Annotated in this window: 14 protein-coding genes; 10 read left to right on the forward strand and 4 right to left on the reverse strand. The window is 61.8% G+C overall.

The window, feature by feature from the left end; genetic code table 11:
* Positions 1-2: 2 nt before the first annotated feature.
* From gacA to GN234_RS07215, 3 genes are all read right to left on the reverse strand, one after another.
* Positions 3-644, reverse strand: coding sequence for a response regulator transcription factor GacA (gene gacA, locus GN234_RS07205; RefSeq protein WP_003182764.1), 642 nt, complete (start codon positions 642-644; stop codon positions 3-5).
* A gap of 127 nt (positions 645-771) precedes the next feature.
* A complete protein-coding gene (locus tag GN234_RS07210) occupies positions 772-1,206 on the reverse strand; it encodes a GNAT family N-acetyltransferase (RefSeq protein ID WP_109751822.1) in 435 nt (144 codons plus the stop codon).
* Between the two features lie 10 nt (positions 1,207-1,216).
* Positions 1,217-1,975 carry a carbon-nitrogen hydrolase family protein gene (locus GN234_RS07215; RefSeq protein ID WP_176688170.1) on the reverse strand — a complete coding sequence of 253 codons (759 nt, stop codon included), beginning with the start codon at positions 1,973-1,975 and terminating at the stop codon, positions 1,217-1,219.
* A gap of 616 nt (positions 1,976-2,591) precedes the next feature.
* Between GN234_RS07215 and GN234_RS07220 the strand changes: the two genes are divergently transcribed.
* Complete coding sequence (locus GN234_RS07220) at positions 2,592-3,662, forward strand: 3-deoxy-7-phosphoheptulonate synthase (RefSeq protein WP_176688171.1); 1,071 nt, start codon at positions 2,592-2,594, stop codon at positions 3,660-3,662.
* A 60-nt stretch (positions 3,663-3,722) separates the two neighbouring features.
* On the opposite strand, the gene GN234_RS07225 is transcribed toward GN234_RS07220, so the two are convergent.
* Positions 3,723-4,784 (reverse strand): hypothetical protein, encoded by a 1,062-nt coding sequence (locus GN234_RS07225; protein WP_232200179.1) that lies wholly within the window; start codon positions 4,782-4,784, stop codon positions 3,723-3,725.
* A 323-nt stretch (positions 4,785-5,107) separates the two neighbouring features.
* Here GN234_RS07225 and GN234_RS07230 point away from each other — a divergent pair, with 323 nt between their 5' ends.
* From GN234_RS07230 to hbdH, 9 genes are all read left to right on the forward strand, one after another.
* Positions 5,108-5,992: a lipase family alpha/beta hydrolase gene (locus GN234_RS07230; protein WP_176688172.1), complete on the forward strand. Its 885-nt coding sequence runs from the start codon at positions 5,108-5,110 to the stop codon at positions 5,990-5,992.
* A gap of 96 nt (positions 5,993-6,088) precedes the next feature.
* Positions 6,089-6,370 carry a peptidylprolyl isomerase gene (locus tag GN234_RS07235; RefSeq protein WP_109751817.1) on the forward strand — a complete coding sequence of 94 codons (282 nt, stop codon included), beginning with the start codon at positions 6,089-6,091 and terminating at the stop codon, positions 6,368-6,370.
* Between the two features lie 199 nt (positions 6,371-6,569).
* The gene (locus GN234_RS07240; protein WP_176688173.1) at positions 6,570-8,438 is read left to right on the forward strand and encodes an extracellular solute-binding protein; all 1,869 of its coding nucleotides are present in this window, start codon (positions 6,570-6,572) and stop codon (positions 8,436-8,438) included.
* A complete protein-coding gene (locus GN234_RS07245) occupies positions 8,438-9,496 on the forward strand; it encodes a microcin C ABC transporter permease YejB (RefSeq protein WP_176688174.1) in 1,059 nt (352 codons plus the stop codon). The genes GN234_RS07240 and GN234_RS07245 overlap by 1 nt, the downstream gene beginning before the upstream one ends.
* Positions 9,496-10,518, forward strand: coding sequence for an ABC transporter permease (locus GN234_RS07250; RefSeq protein ID WP_176688175.1), 1,023 nt, complete (start codon positions 9,496-9,498; stop codon positions 10,516-10,518). The genes GN234_RS07245 and GN234_RS07250 overlap by 1 nt, the downstream gene beginning before the upstream one ends.
* 26 nt (positions 10,519-10,544) lie before the next feature.
* The gene (locus GN234_RS07255; protein ID WP_109751851.1) at positions 10,545-12,125 is read left to right on the forward strand and encodes an ABC transporter ATP-binding protein; all 1,581 of its coding nucleotides are present in this window, start codon (positions 10,545-10,547) and stop codon (positions 12,123-12,125) included.
* 136 nt (positions 12,126-12,261) lie between these two features.
* Positions 12,262-13,677 carry a sigma-54 interaction domain-containing protein gene (locus GN234_RS07260; protein ID WP_163854421.1) on the forward strand — a complete coding sequence of 472 codons (1,416 nt, stop codon included), beginning with the start codon at positions 12,262-12,264 and terminating at the stop codon, positions 13,675-13,677.
* A gap of 302 nt (positions 13,678-13,979) precedes the next feature.
* Complete coding sequence (locus GN234_RS07265) at positions 13,980-15,371, forward strand: GntP family permease (RefSeq protein ID WP_176688176.1); 1,392 nt, start codon at positions 13,980-13,982, stop codon at positions 15,369-15,371.
* Positions 15,372-15,378: 7 nt separating this feature from the next.
* Positions 15,379-16,155 (forward strand): 3-hydroxybutyrate dehydrogenase, encoded by a 777-nt coding sequence (gene hbdH / locus GN234_RS07270; RefSeq protein ID WP_116832006.1) that lies wholly within the window; start codon positions 15,379-15,381, stop codon positions 16,153-16,155.
* Positions 16,156-16,242: the final 87 nt, after the last annotated feature.

Consider the following 16,242-nt stretch of genomic DNA (forward strand, 5'->3'; position numbering starts at 1 on the left):
TATCAGGCGCTGGCATCGACCATGCCGTGGCGCACCGCCAACAGTGTCAATTCGACGTCACTGCTGATCGAAAGCTTCTCGAAGATACGGTAACGGTAGGTGTTGACGGTTTTAGGCGACAGGCACAGCTTGTCGGAAATGATCTGCACCTTCTGGCAACCGACAATCATCAAGGCGATCTGGATTTCCCGCTCCGACAGCGCATCGAAAGGCGAATCGTTGGTCGGTTGGAATGACTTGATCGCCAACTGCTGGGCGATTTGCGGGCTGATGTAGCGTTGCCCGGCGAATACCAGGCGGATGGCCTGGACCATCTCGTTCAAGCCGGCACCCTTGGTCAGGTAACCCGCTGCGCCCGCCTGCAATAACCGGGTAGGGAACGGATCTTCTTCGCAGACAGTTACCGCGACCACCTTGATGTCCGGGTGACTGCGCAGCAGCTTGCGCGTGGCTTCAAGACCGCCGATGCCGGGCATCTTGACGTCCATCAACACCACGTCGGGTTTCAATTCACGAGCCTTGATCAGGGCTTCTTCCCCGGATTCGGCCTGGCCAACTACCTGCAGGCCATCGATGTCAGCCAGCATTCGTGTAATGCCCGTACGGACGAGATCATGGTCATCGACCACTAACACCCTAATCAAGCAGACACCTCACGATTTGGTCTTATTTGGGTTGCCCCACACCTTAGCAAAAAAGCATCCGACAGACCTAGCGCAAAGGGACAGATAAAAGTTACAACACATCTTTATCGGCACGGCATCCTAGGCGTCAAGCGCCGACGTCCCGCTGCATCCTCAGGAAACATTCATCCTCGCCCACAATGCGCAGGCCCATGCGTTCGTACAACACCCTGGCCGGATTATCCTTGAACACCGTCAGGCGCAGCGCCGGCCGACGCTCCAACCTTACCATGTCCCAAACCTGTCCGATCGCCCAGGTACCTGCACCTTGTCCGCGGAACGCCTCCCCTATTTGCAATTCCCGGATATACAACGCCCGGGCATCACGACTGAGGCTGACAAAACCCAGCGCCTGGCCCGCACGACTGATTATCCAGTTCTGGCGAATGATCCAGGCCAGGTCGAACGCTTCGTCCTGCCAGAGCAAATCATGCTTGAGGTAATAGGCAAGCATATTGTTGCAAGTCAATTGCCGGGCGAAGCCGATGTCCCCGGCCGTTGCGGCACGCCACTCAAAGCTCATGAAGACCTCATCACCCCATTGCCACCGGCACGACTTGCCCCTCCCAGCCGTTGGCGTCGCGGCGGGCAATCACCAACAGTTCACCCGTGCCTGGCGCCGCCGCGAGCAACGCACCGTCCGGCCCCCAGATGGCACTGCGGCCAGCCGATTCCCAGCCTCCGGTGGCGCCGCCATGATTTGCCATCAGCACGGTCATGGCATGCTGCGTGGCATATCCTTGCAACAACGTCGTATCGGGCACGTAGCCACCCTCGGTAATCAACACCCCCGCGGCATACAGCGTAGCGCCCCGCCCGGCTGCCGCAGCAGCATGGCTGGCGTGGGAAAAATCGGCACATACCGCCAGCGCGATGCAATCGCACCCCATCGCCAACATCGAGCCGCCCTGCCCCGGGGCGAAGGCGATTTCTTCACCCGGGTGCAGATGCTGCTTGCTGTACACCCCAAGGGCACCGTCAGCGCCAAGAACCAATGCGCCGATCAATACCGGGCCATCCACCGACAGCCGAATCGGCATGCCGACTACCGCGGTCAGGCCAAGCTCACGCGCCAAGTCACGCAGCGGTTGCAGTACGGCATCCTCCGGCAAAATGGCCAGATCCGCCGCCAGGCCGCGTTCGTAGCCGGTGAGCGACAGTTCAGGGAATACCAGCAACTGTACTCCCTGCTCAGCCGCCACCTGCATGAAACGCTGATGGCACGAGAGGTTGGCGCGGACGTCCCCCGCGATGGAAATCGATTGGGCGGCGGCGAAGGCTGGAGCGGTCATGGGGCTTCCTGAAGAGACAGTACAAACCTGAAGTTTGTCATAAAGCCCGGCGGACTCAAGCCAGGACGAACAATTGCATGCCCTCGATAGAATTTTCTGATTGAACCGGCGCACCGCCCTCTAGTAAGCTCGGGGCCATTCATCGGAGACAGATCATGTTCAACGCCCTCTCACCGCTTCAAACCGCCAGCGCCCCGCGCTCGGTTGCGGCTGCCCGGGCGAACAGCGTTCAAACTCCGGTCAGCTTTTATTTTGGGTATTGGTTTAGCCACTGGCGCGCCTGATACCCAACCGGCGCCCACTTTAAACGGGTCGCCTTCCAGAGTTTTCCAAACCCCCGGTCGGCCTCCCGACCGGGGGTTTTGTTTTTCAGGCCCCAAAACATTTGCAACACCCGACAACTTGAGGATTGAGCCATGAACTACGCCACTTATTACCGTTACGACAGTTTTTCCGCCTGGCGATTTACCAGCCACCGCTCGGGACAGCCTGCCGCCTCCGATCGGTCACCTACCGGTGGCAAGCCTCAGTTGCGGGCCAATACGGCCAATTGTCGAACACCCCACTAGGACCGGCGCGCGGGAACGAACCCGCCCCCCGTCCAGGAAGCCAGATCATGAATTCGTCCGTCTCCGCTTTGCCGCTGTCCACGCTCAACCCTGCCAATGAAGCCCTGACCCTGCGTCTGCCGAGCTCGTTGCAGCTCAAGCATCAACTGCCCCTCAGCACCGCGCTGAGCCAACAGGTGAGCGCCCATCGCCAGGCCATCCGCGCGATCCTCGATGGTGAGGATTCCCGTCTGTTGGTCATCGTCGGCCCCTGCTCGATCCACGACCCGAAATCCGCCCTCCAATACGCCGCCAACCTGGCTCGCGTGGCCCATGAAGTGAGCGACAGCATGCTGCTGGTCATGCGCGCCTACGTGGAAAAACCTCGCACCACCGTGGGCTGGAAAGGCCTGGCCTACGATCCCGGCCTGGATGGCAGCGATGACATGGCCACCGGCCTGACGCTGTCCCGGGAGCTGATGCGCGAGATGCTCCAACTGGGCTTGCCCGTCGCCACCGAACTGTTGCAACCCATGGCCGCCAGTTACTTCGACGACCTGCTCAGTTGGGTCGCCATCGGTGCGCGCACCACCGAATCGCAGATCCACCGGGAAATGGCCAGCGGCCTGGGCATGCCGGTAGGGTTCAAGAACGGCACGGACGGCGGGGTCGGCATTGCCTGCGACGCCATGCGCTCTGCCGCCCACCCCCATCGGCATTTCGGTGTCGACAGCCAGGGGCATCCGGCGATCATCCAGACGCCGGGCAACCCCGACACTCACTTGGTGTTGCGCGGTGGCCATCGCGGACCGAACTATGACCGCCAAAGCGTCACGCAGATACACAGTGACCTGATCCGCCTGAAGATACCGGCCCGGATCATGGTGGATTGCAGCCACGCCAACAGCGGCAAAGACCCGCTGCGCCAGCCGCAGGTGTTCAATGACGTGTTGGAACAGCGCCTGCAAGGCAATCGTTCCCTGATCGGCATGATGCTCGAAAGCCACCTGTTCGAAGGCTGCCAGCCACTGGGTCCATCGATGCGCTACGGCGTATCGGTCACCGATGGTTGCCTGGGCTGGGAGTCCACCGAGCAGTTGTTGCGCGAGGCCCATCAAAAGCTGCAATTACCAACCTGAGTCGCGAACACGCCTTCCCCTGGAACCAGGGGTCGGCGTGGGCCTTGTGGGAACCTTCGCTCAACCTGACACCGTGGAACGCACCTGAACTGTCACTCCCTCTGAACGCTGGCTGACGTCATCCAAGCGCTCGACCTGATAGAACACGCCCACCGATCTGTTGCCTTGACCCCGCCAATACGCCGCGGGAATCACAAAAACGAGCGGCTGGCCTGCCGTGGCCTCGGTGATTTCGCGCTCCAGGACATAAGCGGAGTTGCCGTTGCACTGCAACCAGACCAGCTCTCCCGCCTCAAGCCCGGGATCATCGATGACAATCGTCACTCCCTCTTGCAGGTCGCTGACATCCAGCCAGCCGTCGTTCACCTCCCGAATCCGAGGCGTCTTCAACGCGGGACGTAGCAGAGGACCGATGTGCAGCGACAAGGGCTCGGCGCGACGCACTGAATGTCCACGCCTGACGACATAGACCAGCGCCAAGGTGTGTCCCGCATGGGGAGCGATCAGCGCATGATCGATCCAGAGCGACACCTCACGACCGACAGCATGGGCTTCTATCTCGAGCACATCGCGCCAAAGCGCCTTGGAATCCTTGTTGGCCGTCAGGATCAACCGATCGCCGACCGCCATCCTGGCGTAGGGCCGAATCGTCACCCAGGTTCCATCAGGCACCCGATTCGGATCAAGGCAGCCACCGACCGCATCGTTGGCAATGGCGGGCAGCAGTTGCGGTGACACATCGCCGACTTCAAGTTGCAGGGGCTCAGAAACCAGGGTGTCGGGCAATCGTTTGCCCGTTACTTGGTAGGAGATCTCCAGCGAACCACCGTCCAACTCGGCGATATGCGCTTCGCGCACGACGAACACCACGTCCCGCCCTACTTGCCGCTCCGTGACGAACCCGGCCACTTCATGCCGGTAGGGCCCACCTTCGTTGTTCAGCCCATGCCAGCGCAGCAGCACCTCATCTCCGCACGTCATCATTGGATAAGGTTTGACGGTGATCAGGGTCTTGCGCCAGGCGGGGTCTATCACCCCTTCCCTGGCCGCTGCCAGGATCGGGGGCGGCAGTCTTGTTCCTGACGTTGAACGGGATCGTTGAAGAGATGGGTAGATGATCATGTGCAGGCTCCAGTCCTTGGATAAAGGCACCGTTCGCATAACGGCACCCGATGGAGCCATTAAAACCGGCTCGCCCCAAACCCACAGCCAGACAAGGCGACAAAGGCAGTGGTCTCTGGCGTTCAAAGCTGTAGCTGCAAACGCCTGAGATTATAGGAGACCTCCTACACCTTTAGTCACAGCCGGGTCACTTCCCATTATTCCCACTTTTTTTATTCCGGTTTCCCTGGTTTAGCGCGGTTTCTTCCTACACCGCCGCTTACGAGCCTGGATTAGAGTGAAGTCGCAAACTCAAGGTGAACCTCTTCGAAAAAGGTACGAACATGCAACGGAATGCAACCACTCAATTCCCCATCCTGTTGGTCCATGGGTTGTTCGGGTTTGACAGGATCGGCGGTTTCGAACTTTTCCATGGCATCAAACAAGCTCTACGCGCAGGCGGCGCCCGGGTGTTCATCCCGTATTTGTCGGCCCCCCATTGCAACGAGGCCAGAGGCGAACAACTGCTGGTGCAGATCGATCGGGTCCTGGCTGGCACCGGCGCGGCCCGGGTCAACTTGATCGGCCACAGCCAGGGTGCGCTGACCGCCCGATATGCCGCCGCGCTGGCCCCCGAAAAAGTTGCCTCGGTCACATCGGTCAGCGGTCCCAACCATGGTTCCGAACTGGCTGACTTCCTGCGCAAGGCCCTTACTCCAGGACGGCTGCCAGGACATGTGGCAAGAGGCGTCGCCACACTGTTCGCCGATTTCATCTCGCTGCTCGATGGACAGGAGCACCTACCGCCAACCGCCGTGGCCGCGCTGGCGACGTTGACCACCGAAGGCGTGGGCGCCTTCAATGACAAATACCCCCAGGGCCTGCCCAAGAACTGGGGCGGGAACGGCCCGGAAAGGGTCAACGGCGTGCGCTACTACTCATGGAGCGGCACGTTGCCAGAGGCGACAGAGGAAGAACTGGAGCCTTCGCAGGTTTTCTGCCGCGCCTTTTCCGAATACTTCATCACCGAAGCCGGGCAGAACGACGGCCTGGTCGGGCGTTTCAGTTCGCACCTGGGCAAGGTCATTCGTTCCGACTATCCAATGGACCATATGGAGACCATCAATCCAGGAGACGGCACGCTGCGCAAGGGTACAGCCCCCACGGCGCCTAACCCCACAGAGCTTTACCTGCGCCACGCCGAGCGCCTGCGCAAAGCCGGCCTTTGATCGCCGGCCCCAAGGTTTTGACGCAATTTTGACAACAACCGGTCAATGAATCCGGTAGGCTCAACACCTTTAAATATATCGAAAGGAATTTCCCCCATGGCCAAAGCCACTGCCCGCCACATCCTGGTTTCCACCGAAGACAAGTGCAACGAACTCAAGGCCCAGATCGAAGCCGGCGCCGATTTCGCTGAAGTTGCCAAGGCCAACTCCACCTGCCCATCCAGCCGTCAAGGCGGCGACCTGGGTTCGTTCGGCCCGGGCCAGATGGTCAAGGAGTTCGACACCGTGGTCTTCAGCGCCCCGATCAATGTGGTCCAGGGGCCGGTCAAGACCCAGTTCGGCTACCACCTGCTGGAAGTGACCAGCCGCCAGGATTGATGGTCCCTTGTGGGAGCAAGGCTTGCCCGCGATGAACGATAACGCGGAACAGCTGTTGGACCGCGGCGCAGCAATCGCGGGCAAGCCTTGCTCCCACAGGCCTTGCTCCTACAGATAATCCCTCGCCACAAGGACTGGCGATCCACGCGCCGCTCGCGTACAAATCGTGGTCATCGATCACCCGGCTTTAAGGCTGACAATGCGACTGGCGTTCCCTTCCCTGCTATTGACTGCCGTGGTCCTGCTGACAGGCGCCGCCGGCGTCGAGGCAGCACCGCAACATGCCCTGACCGTCTATGGCGAACCGGCCAAATACGCCGAAGGCTTCGGCCACTTTGCCTATGCCAACCCCCAGGCTCCCAAAGGCGGGACCATGCGCCGCTCGGCCATCGAGATCGGCCATTTCGACCATGTGCTGCCCTATATCGACAAAGGTATCGGGGTCAGTCAGATCGACGGGATGCTGTATTCGCCCCTGGCCCAGCGCTCGCTGGATGAGCCCTATACCGTCTATGGCCTGGTGGCGCAGAAGATGGAGCGTGGCGAAGATGGCCTGTCCCTGCGCTTCTACCTGAACCCCAAGGCGCGCTTCGCCGATGGCAAGCCCATCACCGCCCAGGACGTGCGCTACAGCTTCGAGCTGTTGATGACCCAGGGCAGCCTGCGCTATCGCACCCAATTCGCGGCGGTCAAGGACGTCGTGGTCGAGGACGAGCGCACCGTTCGCTTCGACTTCAAGAACAATGAAAGCCGCACCCTGCCCCTGGACATCGCCACCCTGCCGGTCTTTCCCGAACATTGGTGGAAGACCCGCGATTTCGCCAACGGCGGCGGCTACGAGGCCCCACTGGGCAGTGGTCCCTACCGGGTGAGCAAGGTCGATTCCGGGCGCAGCATTACCTTCGAACGCAACGCCGACTGGTGGGGCAAGGACCTGCCGGTCAGCCGTGGCCTCTACAATTTCGACCACTTCAGCATCGAGTATTTTGGCGACACCGACGTCGCCCGCCAGGTGCTGCGCGGCGGCGCCTATGACTACAACCGCGAATTCTCCGCCACCGCCTACTCCATCGGCTATGACGGCCCGGCCCTGCAGGATGGTCGCCTGCAAAAGGCCCACCTGGCCACCGAGGCCCCCCAGACCGCACAGGGTTTTGTCTTCAATCTGCAAAGACCGCAGTTCCAGGACCGCCGCGTACGCCAGGCCTTGGCCATGCTCTGGGACTTCGAGTGGAGCAATCGCCAGATGATGCGCAACCTCTATGTGCGCCAGCAGAGTTACTTCTCCAACACAGACCTGGCCGCCCGACAACTGCCCGATGCCGGCGAACGGGCGCTCCTCGAGCCGCTGCGCGGGCAGATACCCGACGAAGTCTTCACCCAGGTGTTCGAGGCGCCGAAAACCGACGGCAGCGGCGTGATCCGCGACAAACAACTGCAAGCCCTGGCGCTGCTGGAACAGGCTGGCTGGAAACCCGACGGCGACCGCTTGGTGAATGCCGAAGGCGAGCCGCTGAGCTTCACCTTTCTCAACAGCCAGAACGGTATCGACCGCCTGCTGCTGCCCTATAAGCGCACCCTGGCGCAAATCGGCATCGACATGAGCATCCGTCGTATCGACGCGTCCCAGTACGTCAATCGCCTGATGAGCCGCGATTACGACATGATCATCACCGGCTACCCCGTCAGCACATCGCCAGGCATGGAACTCTATAATTACTTCGGTTCGGCGGCCGCCAACGATCCGGGCGCCAACAACTACATGGCCTTGAAGAACCCGGCGGTGGATACGCTGATCGATGGGCTGGTCAAGGCCACTACCAAGGCCGACATGCTGCGCCATGCCCACGCCCTGGACCGGGTGCTGCAATGGAATTACTACTGGATCCCCAACTATTACCCGCCAGGCAGCTCGACCGTGTGGTGGAACCGCTTCGGCATTCCAAAGGTACAGGCCAGCAATGAGGAAGCGATCGAAAGCTGGTGGGAAGTGAGCAGCACACCGTTGACCAACGAGCAGATGCGCGCCGAACGCCTCAGGCGCGGCACACCCGGAGGGCCGCATTGATGTGGGCTTATATCGCGCGGCGCCTGCTGCTGATCATCCCCACGCTGGTGATCATCCTGCTGGTGAACTTCGTCATCGTGCAGGCTGCGCCCGGCGGGCCGGTGGAACAGGCCATCGCCCACCTGCAGGGCATCGGCGGCGCCAGCGTCGGCAGTTCGGGCAACGCCATGACCGGCAGCTCCCGTGCCAGTCGCGGCCTGGACCCGCAGCTGATCAAGGACATCGAGAAACAGTACGGTTTCGATAAGCCGGCCCACGAGCGCCTGTGGCTGATGCTCAGCAGCTATGCGCGCCTGGACTTCGGCAAGAGCTTCTTCCGCGGCGCCACGGTCACCGACCTGATCCTGGAAAAGATGCCGGTGACCATCTCTCTCGGGCTCTGGGCGACCTTGATCACGTACCTGATGTCGATCCCCCTGGGCATCCGCAAGGCCGTGCATCACGGCTCGGCATTCGATGTGTGGAGCAGCACAGCAATCATCATTGGCTATGCCATGCCGGCGTTCCTCTTCGCGATGTTCCTGATCGTGGTGTTCGCTGGCGGCACCTCGCTGAACTGGTTTCCGGTGCGCGGGCTGGTGTCGGATAACTTCGAGTCGCTGTCGACGCTGGGCAAGATCGCCGATTACTTCTGGCATTTGGTTCTGCCGGTCACGTCGCTGGTGATCGGCGGCTTCGCCACCCTGACGATCCTGACCAAGAACTCGTTCCTCAATGAAATCACCCGCCAATACGTGGTTACCGCGCGAGCCAAGGGCATGAGCGAACGGCGGGTACTGTATGGCCACGTGTTCCGCAATGCGATGCTGCTGGTGGTATCGGGCATTCCCCAGGCGTTCATCAGCGTGTTCTTTGCCGGCTCCTTGCTGATCGAGGTGATTTTTTCCCTCGACGGCCTGGGACGCATGAGCTACGAGGCTGCGGTATCCCGGGATTATCCGGTGGTGTTCGGCTCGCTGTTCATCTTCACGCTGTTCGGCCTGCTCATCAAACTCATCGGCGACCTCTGCTACACCCTGGTGGACCCGCGCATCGACTTCGCCGCGAGGAACGCCTGATGTTCAAGCTTTCTCTCTTGGGCCGCCGGCGCTTGGAGCGCTTCAAGAAAAACCGTCGGGGCTGGTGGTCGTTGTGGCTGTTCATCGGCCTGTTCATCCTGAGCCTGGGCGGCGAACTGATCGCCAATGACAAACCGCTGGTGGTGAGCTACCAGGGCTCGCTGTATTTCCCGGTGTTCAAACGCCATACCGAGCAGGAATTTGGCGGACAGTTGCCGTTCCAGGCCGACTACCGCAGCAGCTACGTGCAAAACCTGATCCACAAGGACGGCGGCTGGCTGTGGTTCCCACCGATCCCGTTCAGCGACGACACGCCCAACTATGACCTCAACAAGCCGGCGCCGAGCCCGCCCTCATCGGTGAACTGGCTCGGCACCGATGACCAGTCCCGGGACGTACTGGCCCGGGTCATCTTCGGCGCGCGGGTGTCGATCCTGTTCGCCCTGGCCCTGACCGCCATCAGCGCGCTGATCGGCATCGCCGCCGGTGCATTGCAGGGTTATTACGGCGGCTGGGTGGATCTGCTCGGGCAACGTTTGCTGGAAGTCTGGTCGGGACTGCCGGTGCTTTATCTGCTGATCATCCTGTCCGGCTTCGTGGAACCGAATTTCTGGTGGTTGCTGGGAATCATGGCGCTGTTTTCCTGGCTGGCCCTGGTGGACGTGGTGCGCGCCGAGTTCCTGCGCGGGCGCAACCTCGAATACGTGAAAGCCGCCAGGGCCCTGGGTCTCAGCGACCGCAAGGTGATCGTGCGGCATATCCTGCCCAACGCGATGAACGCCACCCTGAGCTACCTGCCGTTCATCCTCACCGGCGCGATTCCCACCCTCACCGCCCTGGATTTCCTCGGCTTCGGCATGCCGGCCGGCAGCGCCTCCCTGGGCGAACTGATCGCCCAGGGCAAGCAGAACCTGCAAGCGCCATGGCTGGGATTGACGGCGTTCTTTACCCTGGCGCTGATTCTTTCCCTGTTGGTATTTATCGGCGAGGCGTTGCGAGACGCGTTCGACCCACGCTCTTGAAAACAGCCATGAAGCGGAACCTTGAGATGAGCGACAACCTGATCGAAATCCGCGACCTGAGCGTGGCCTTCAACGACAACACCGTGGTGCGCAACCTGTGCCTGGATATTCGCCCTGGCGAATGCCTGGCCTTGGTAGGCGAGTCGGGTTCCGGCAAGTCGGTGACAGCCCATTCGATCCTGCAATTGCTGCCCGAGAACGGCACCCGCACCACCGGCAGCATTCGCTATCGCGGCCAGGAACTGCTGGGCGCCGAGGCCAAGACCTTGCGCGAACTGCGCGGTAACCGGATCGCAATGATCTTTCAGGAGCCGATGACCTCGCTGAATCCGCTGCACAGCGTCGAAAAGCAGATCGGTGAAACCCTGATGCTGCACCGGGGGCTGGGCGGCAAAGCCGCGCGCCAGCGCATTCTGGAACTGCTGGCCCTGGTGGGCATCCAGAAACCCGCCGAACGCCTCAAGGCCTACCCTCATCAACTGTCCGGCGGCCAACGCCAACGGGTGATGATCGCCATGGCGCTGGCCTGCGAGCCGGAACTGTTGATTGCCGACGAACCGACTACCGCGCTGGACGTGACCGTGCAGCGCAAGATCCTGCTGCTGCTCAAGTCACTGCAGCAACGACTCGGCATGTCCCTGCTGCTGATCAGCCACGACCTCAACCTGGTGCGCAGCATCGCCCAACGGGTGTGCGTGATGAAGGCTGGGGAAATCGTCGAACAGGCGCCTTGCGAAACCCTGTTCAGCGCACCGAAACATCCCTACAGCTGCGAGCTGCTGCACGCCGAACCGGAAGGCGAAGCCTTGCCCCGGGACGAACGCGAAGACGTGTTGCAGGTACAGGACCTGCGCGTCAGTTTCCCCCTCGGCGGTGGGCTGTTCCGGCGCAAAGAATATTTGCACGCCGTGGATGGCATCAGCCTGTCCATCCAGCGCGGCAAGACCCTGGGCATCGTCGGCGAATCCGGCTCCGGCAAGTCCACGCTCGGCCAGGCGATCCTGCGGCTGATCGAGTCCGAAGGCAGCATCCGCTTTCAGGGCCAGGCCCTCGATCAGCTGTCGCACAAGGCGCTGCGACCATGGCGCAAGCAGATGCAGGTGGTGTTCCAGGACCCGTTCGGCAGCCTCAGCCCACGGATGTCGGTGCAACAGATCATCAGCGAAGGCCTGGAGGTCCACCAGCCCTCCAGCCCCGAACAGTGTGAAGCCCGGGTGATCCAGGCCCTCAAGGAAGTGGGCCTCGACCCGCTGACCCGCCATCGCTACCCCCATGAATTCTCTGGGGGCCAGCGCCAACGCATCGCCATTGCCCGGGCGCTGGTGCTCAAGCCGGCCCTGATCCTGCTGGACGAGCCGACCTCGGCCCTGGACCGTACCGTGCAAAAACAAGTAGTCGCCCTGCTTCGCCAACTCCAGGAGAAGTACGACTTGACCTACCTGTTCATCAGCCATGACCTGGCGGTGATCCGCGCCCTGGCCCACGACATGATCGTGATCAAGGACGGTAAAGTGGTCGAGCAAGGTGCCAGTCATGACGTGTTCGATTCGCCCCAGCACCCTTATACCAAGGAGCTGTTGGCGGCGGCGCATCCGGGGTGGGCATAATCCGGCGCATGGCATAGCTTCGTGTCGCCCCATCGCGAGCAAGCTCGCTCCCACACTGGAGCGACGCGGGCCCGTGTGGGAGCGAGCCTGCTCGCGATGACGGCGGCACTGACATCACCTATTCGGGACAATATCGATGAACCCCACCGAAAGCCTCAAGGATTACAAGCGCGTGCGCACGCTGGCGATCCGTTCGTTGTTCGAAATCATCGAGCAGTCCAGCGAAGGCACGGTGATTGTCGACCGTGACGCGAATATCGTCTGGATGAACGAACGCTACGCCCGCCGCTTCGGCCTGAACTCGGCCCAGGAAGCCATAGGCCGGGCGTGCGAGAGCGTGATCCCGGGCAGCCTGCTGCGTGAAGTGGTGCGTACTGGGCGGCCGATCCTGCTGGACATGCAGGACACACCCAAGGAACCGCTGGTGGTGATGCGCCTGCCGATCCACGACAGCGCAGGCGCGGTAATCGGTGCCATCGGTTTTGCCTTGTTCGACGAATTGCGCAGCCTGTCGCCCATGCTCAAGCGCTACCTGAGCATGCAGGAAGAACTGGCCTCCACCCGCTCGCTGCTGCGGGCGCGGCAAACCAAGTACAACTTTGCCCATTTCATTGGCACCAGCAACGCCGGCCTGGAGGTCAAGCGCCGCGCCCGACGCAGCGCCAGCGCCGACTCCCCAGTGCTGCTGCTCGGCGAAACCGGCACCGGCAAGGAACTGCTGGCCCAGGCCATCCACAGCGCTTCGCCGCGCGCGCACAAGGCGTTCGTCAGCATCAACAGCGCGGCGATTCCCGAAGCGCTGCTGGAAGCCGAATTCTTCGGCACCGCGCCAGGGGCTTTTACCGGGGCTGATCGCAAGGGCCGCGCCGGCAAACTGCAGATCGCCCAGGGCGGTACGCTGTTCCTCGACGAGATCGGCGACATGCCGCTGCCGCTGCAAAGCAAACTGCTGCGGGTGCTCCAGGAAAAGGAATACGAACCGGTAGGCTCCAACGAGGTGCTGCAAAGCGATGTGCGAGTGATCGCCGCCACCTCCATGGACCTGGAAGCGGCGATCAAACGTGGGGAGTTCCGCGCCGACCTGTATTACCGCCTCAACGTGCTACCGATCCAGGTCCCGCCGTTGCGCGAACGCCTGGATGACTTGCCGGCCTTGAGCGAGGCGATCCTCGAAGAACTGCGCAGCCAGCACGAACTGAACCACGACGCCCTCGATCTGCTGCGGCAACACGCGTGGCCGGGCAACATCCGCGAACTGCGCAATGTGCTGGAGCGGGCCGCGCTGCTCAGCGATGACCTGGTGCTCACGGCAGCGGACATTCGCGCGGCCATCGGCACATTCATGCCGGTGACGCGAGCGGCGGACGTTAGCTTCGAATCCCTGCCCCATGAAACCTTCAGCCAGGCCCGCGCGCGATTCGACCGGCAACTGATCGAAACCACCCTCGCGCAATGCGGGGGCAAGGTGGTCGAGGCGGCTGAGCGGCTGGGGCTGGGGAGGTCGACGTTGTACAAGAAGATGGTGGCGTTGGGAATTGCGGAGTCTCAATAAAGAGACTTCTGTCTCTATATTTAGACAACTTCTTTTGGAGCGCTTCGCGCTCATCGCGAGCAGGCTCGCTCCCACAGTGGACTGCGTTTTCCAGTCGAACACGGTCAACCTGTGGGAGCGAGCCTGCTCGCGATGAGGCCCGCACAGCTCCGAAAATCTCTAAACAGAGACTAAATCTTTAGGCCACTCCAACAAATCAAAACAATCTCCTTATATTTCAGCCAGTTACACACCTGGCACAAAACTCGCTAAAGCCTCCTTCACAGCTTCACCACAACAATAACAATCCCAGGAGACACACCATGAGTGTGATCATTGCCTTGGCAGCCCTCACGCTGCTGATGGTCGCCGCCTACCGTGGCTACAGCGTTATCCTCTTTGCCCCCATCGCCGCCCTCGGCGCCGTCCTGCTCACCGACCCGTCCGCCGTCGCCCCTGCCTTCACCGGGGTGTTCATGGAAAAAATGGTCGGGTTCATCAAACTGTATTTCCCGGTGTTCCTGCTTGGCGCGGTATTCGGCAAGCTGATCGAGTTGTCGGGTTTCTCCCGCTCCATCGTCGCCGCCGCGATTCGCTTGCTGGGTACGCGCCAGGCCATGCTGGTGATCGTGCTGGTCTGCGCCTTGCTGACCTATGGCGGCGTATCGCTGTTCGTCGTGGTGTTCGCGGTGTACCCGTTCGCCGCCGAGATGTTCCGCCAGAGCAATATCCCCAAGCGTCTGATCCCGGCCACCATCGCCCTCGGCGCATTCTCGTTCACCATGGATGCCCTGCCCGGCACGCCGCAGATCCAGAACATCATCCCCAGCACGTTCTTCAACACCACCGCCTGGGCCGCACCGTGGCTGGGGGTGATCGGCACGATCTTCGTGTTCAGCCTCGGCATGCTGTTCCTGCAACGCCAGCGCAACAAGGCCCAGCGTGTGGGCGAAGGCTACGGCACCGAATTGCGCAACGAGCCGGAAACCGCCGAAGACATCAAGCTGCCGAACCCATGGATCGCTGTTTCGCCACTGCTGGCGGTGGGGATCATGAACCTGATGTTCACCCAGTGGATTCCCCAGTGGTACGGCAAGACTCATAGCCTGGCGCTGCCGGGCATGGCCGCGCCGGTCACCAGCGACATCGCCAAGCTCACCGCGATCTGGGCGGTACAGGCTGCGTTGCTGGTGGGCATCATCATGGTCCTGCTGTTCGGTTTCCGGGCTATTCGCAGCAAACTGGCCGAAGGCAGCAAGAGTGCCGTGGGCGGTGCCTTGCTGGCAGCGATGAACACGGCTTCGGAATACGGCTTCGGCGCGGTGATCGCCTCGCTGCCAGGCTTCCTGGTCCTGGCCGACTGGCTCAAGAGCATTCCCAACCCGCTCGTCAACGAAGCCGTAACCGTCACGCTGCTGGCGGGCATCACCGGCTCCGCCTCGGGTGGCATGAGCATCGCTTTGGCGACGATGTCCGAAACCTTTATCAACGCCGCCCACGCCGCCAACATTCCCCTGGAAGTGCTGCACCGGGTGGCCGCCATGGCCAGCGGCGGCATGGATACCCTGCCTCACAACGGCGCGGTGATCACCCTGCTGGCAGTGACCGGACTGACCCACCGCGAAGCCTACAAAGACATTTTCTGCATTACGCTGATCAAGACACTCGCGGTGTTCTTCGTGATCGGTGTGTTCTACGCCACTGGCATTGTGTGAGGTTTCCATGACAACCACTCTTTCGGGCAAGACTGCCCTGGTCACCGGTTCCACCAGCGGCATTGGCCTGGGCATCGCCCTGAGCCTGGCCAGGGCCGGCGCCAACCTGATCCTCAACGGCTTTGGCGATGCCTCGGCGGTGATTGCCGAGGTGAAACAGTTCGGCGGCCAGGTCGGCCACCATCCAGCCGACGTCAGCGACCCGGCGCAGATCGCCGACATGCTCGCCTACGCCGAGCGCGAGTTCGGCGGCGTGGACATCCTGGTGAACAACGCCGGGATCCAGCATGTGGCCGCCGTGGAGGATTTCCCCGTGGAACGCTGGGATTCGATCATTGCCATCAACCTGTCCTCGGTGTTCCACGCCACTCGCCTGAGCCTGCCGGGCATGCGCGCCAAGGGTTGGGGGCGGATCATCAACGTCGCCTCGGTGCACGGTCAGGTCGGCTCGGTGGGCAAGGCGGCGTATGTCGCGGCCAAGCATGGGGTGATTGGCCTGACCAAAGTGGTCGGCCTGGAGACCGCCACCAGCAACGTCACCTGCAACGCCATCTGCCCCGGCTGGGTGCTGACGCCGCTGGTGCAGAAGCAGATCGACGACCGCATTGCTACCGGTGTCGATCCGCAACAGGCGCAGCATGACCTGCTGGCCGAGAAACAGCCGTCCCTGGAATTCGTCACTCCCCCGCAACTGGGGGAACTGGTGCTGTTCCTGTGCAGCGAAGCCGGCAGCCAGGTGCGCGGCGCGGCGTGGAATATCGATGGTGGGTGGTTGGCTCAGTAGGCTCCTGCGAAGCCCTGTGGGAGCAAGGCTTGCCCGCGATGAAGTCGATGCGCTTTTTCAGAATCGAGGCGCCTGTTTCGCGAGCAA

Origin of the sequence: Pseudomonas bijieensis (assembly GCF_013347965.1) — a bacterium.
GTDB lineage: Bacteria > Pseudomonadota > Gammaproteobacteria > Pseudomonadales > Pseudomonadaceae > Aquipseudomonas > Aquipseudomonas bijieensis.

Excerpts from the sequence above, each read along its gene's own strand:
- GN234_RS07210 (WP_109751822.1), bottom strand. The coding sequence starts at position 1,206 with ATGAGCTTTGAGTGGCGTGCCGCAACGGCCGGGGACATCGGCTTCGCC.
- GN234_RS07215 (WP_176688170.1), bottom strand. The coding sequence starts at position 1,975 with ATGACCGCTCCAGCCTTCGCCGCCGCCCAATCGATTTCCATCGCGGGG.
- GN234_RS07220 (WP_176688171.1), top strand. The coding sequence starts at position 2,592 with ATGAATTCGTCCGTCTCCGCTTTGCCGCTGTCCACGCTCAACCCTGCC.
- GN234_RS07225 (WP_232200179.1), bottom strand. The coding sequence starts at position 4,784 with ATGATCATCTACCCATCTCTTCAACGATCCCGTTCAACGTCAGGAACA.
- GN234_RS07230 (WP_176688172.1), top strand. The coding sequence starts at position 5,108 with ATGCAACGGAATGCAACCACTCAATTCCCCATCCTGTTGGTCCATGGG.
- GN234_RS07235 (WP_109751817.1), top strand. The coding sequence starts at position 6,089 with ATGGCCAAAGCCACTGCCCGCCACATCCTGGTTTCCACCGAAGACAAG.
- GN234_RS07240 (WP_176688173.1), top strand. The coding sequence starts at position 6,570 with ATGCGACTGGCGTTCCCTTCCCTGCTATTGACTGCCGTGGTCCTGCTG.
- GN234_RS07245 (WP_176688174.1), top strand. The coding sequence starts at position 8,438 with ATGTGGGCTTATATCGCGCGGCGCCTGCTGCTGATCATCCCCACGCTG.
- GN234_RS07250 (WP_176688175.1), top strand. The coding sequence starts at position 9,496 with ATGTTCAAGCTTTCTCTCTTGGGCCGCCGGCGCTTGGAGCGCTTCAAG.
- GN234_RS07255 (WP_109751851.1), top strand. The coding sequence starts at position 10,545 with ATGAGCGACAACCTGATCGAAATCCGCGACCTGAGCGTGGCCTTCAAC.
- GN234_RS07260 (WP_163854421.1), top strand. The coding sequence starts at position 12,262 with ATGAACCCCACCGAAAGCCTCAAGGATTACAAGCGCGTGCGCACGCTG.
- GN234_RS07265 (WP_176688176.1), top strand. The coding sequence starts at position 13,980 with ATGAGTGTGATCATTGCCTTGGCAGCCCTCACGCTGCTGATGGTCGCC.
- hbdH (WP_116832006.1), top strand. The coding sequence starts at position 15,379 with ATGACAACCACTCTTTCGGGCAAGACTGCCCTGGTCACCGGTTCCACC.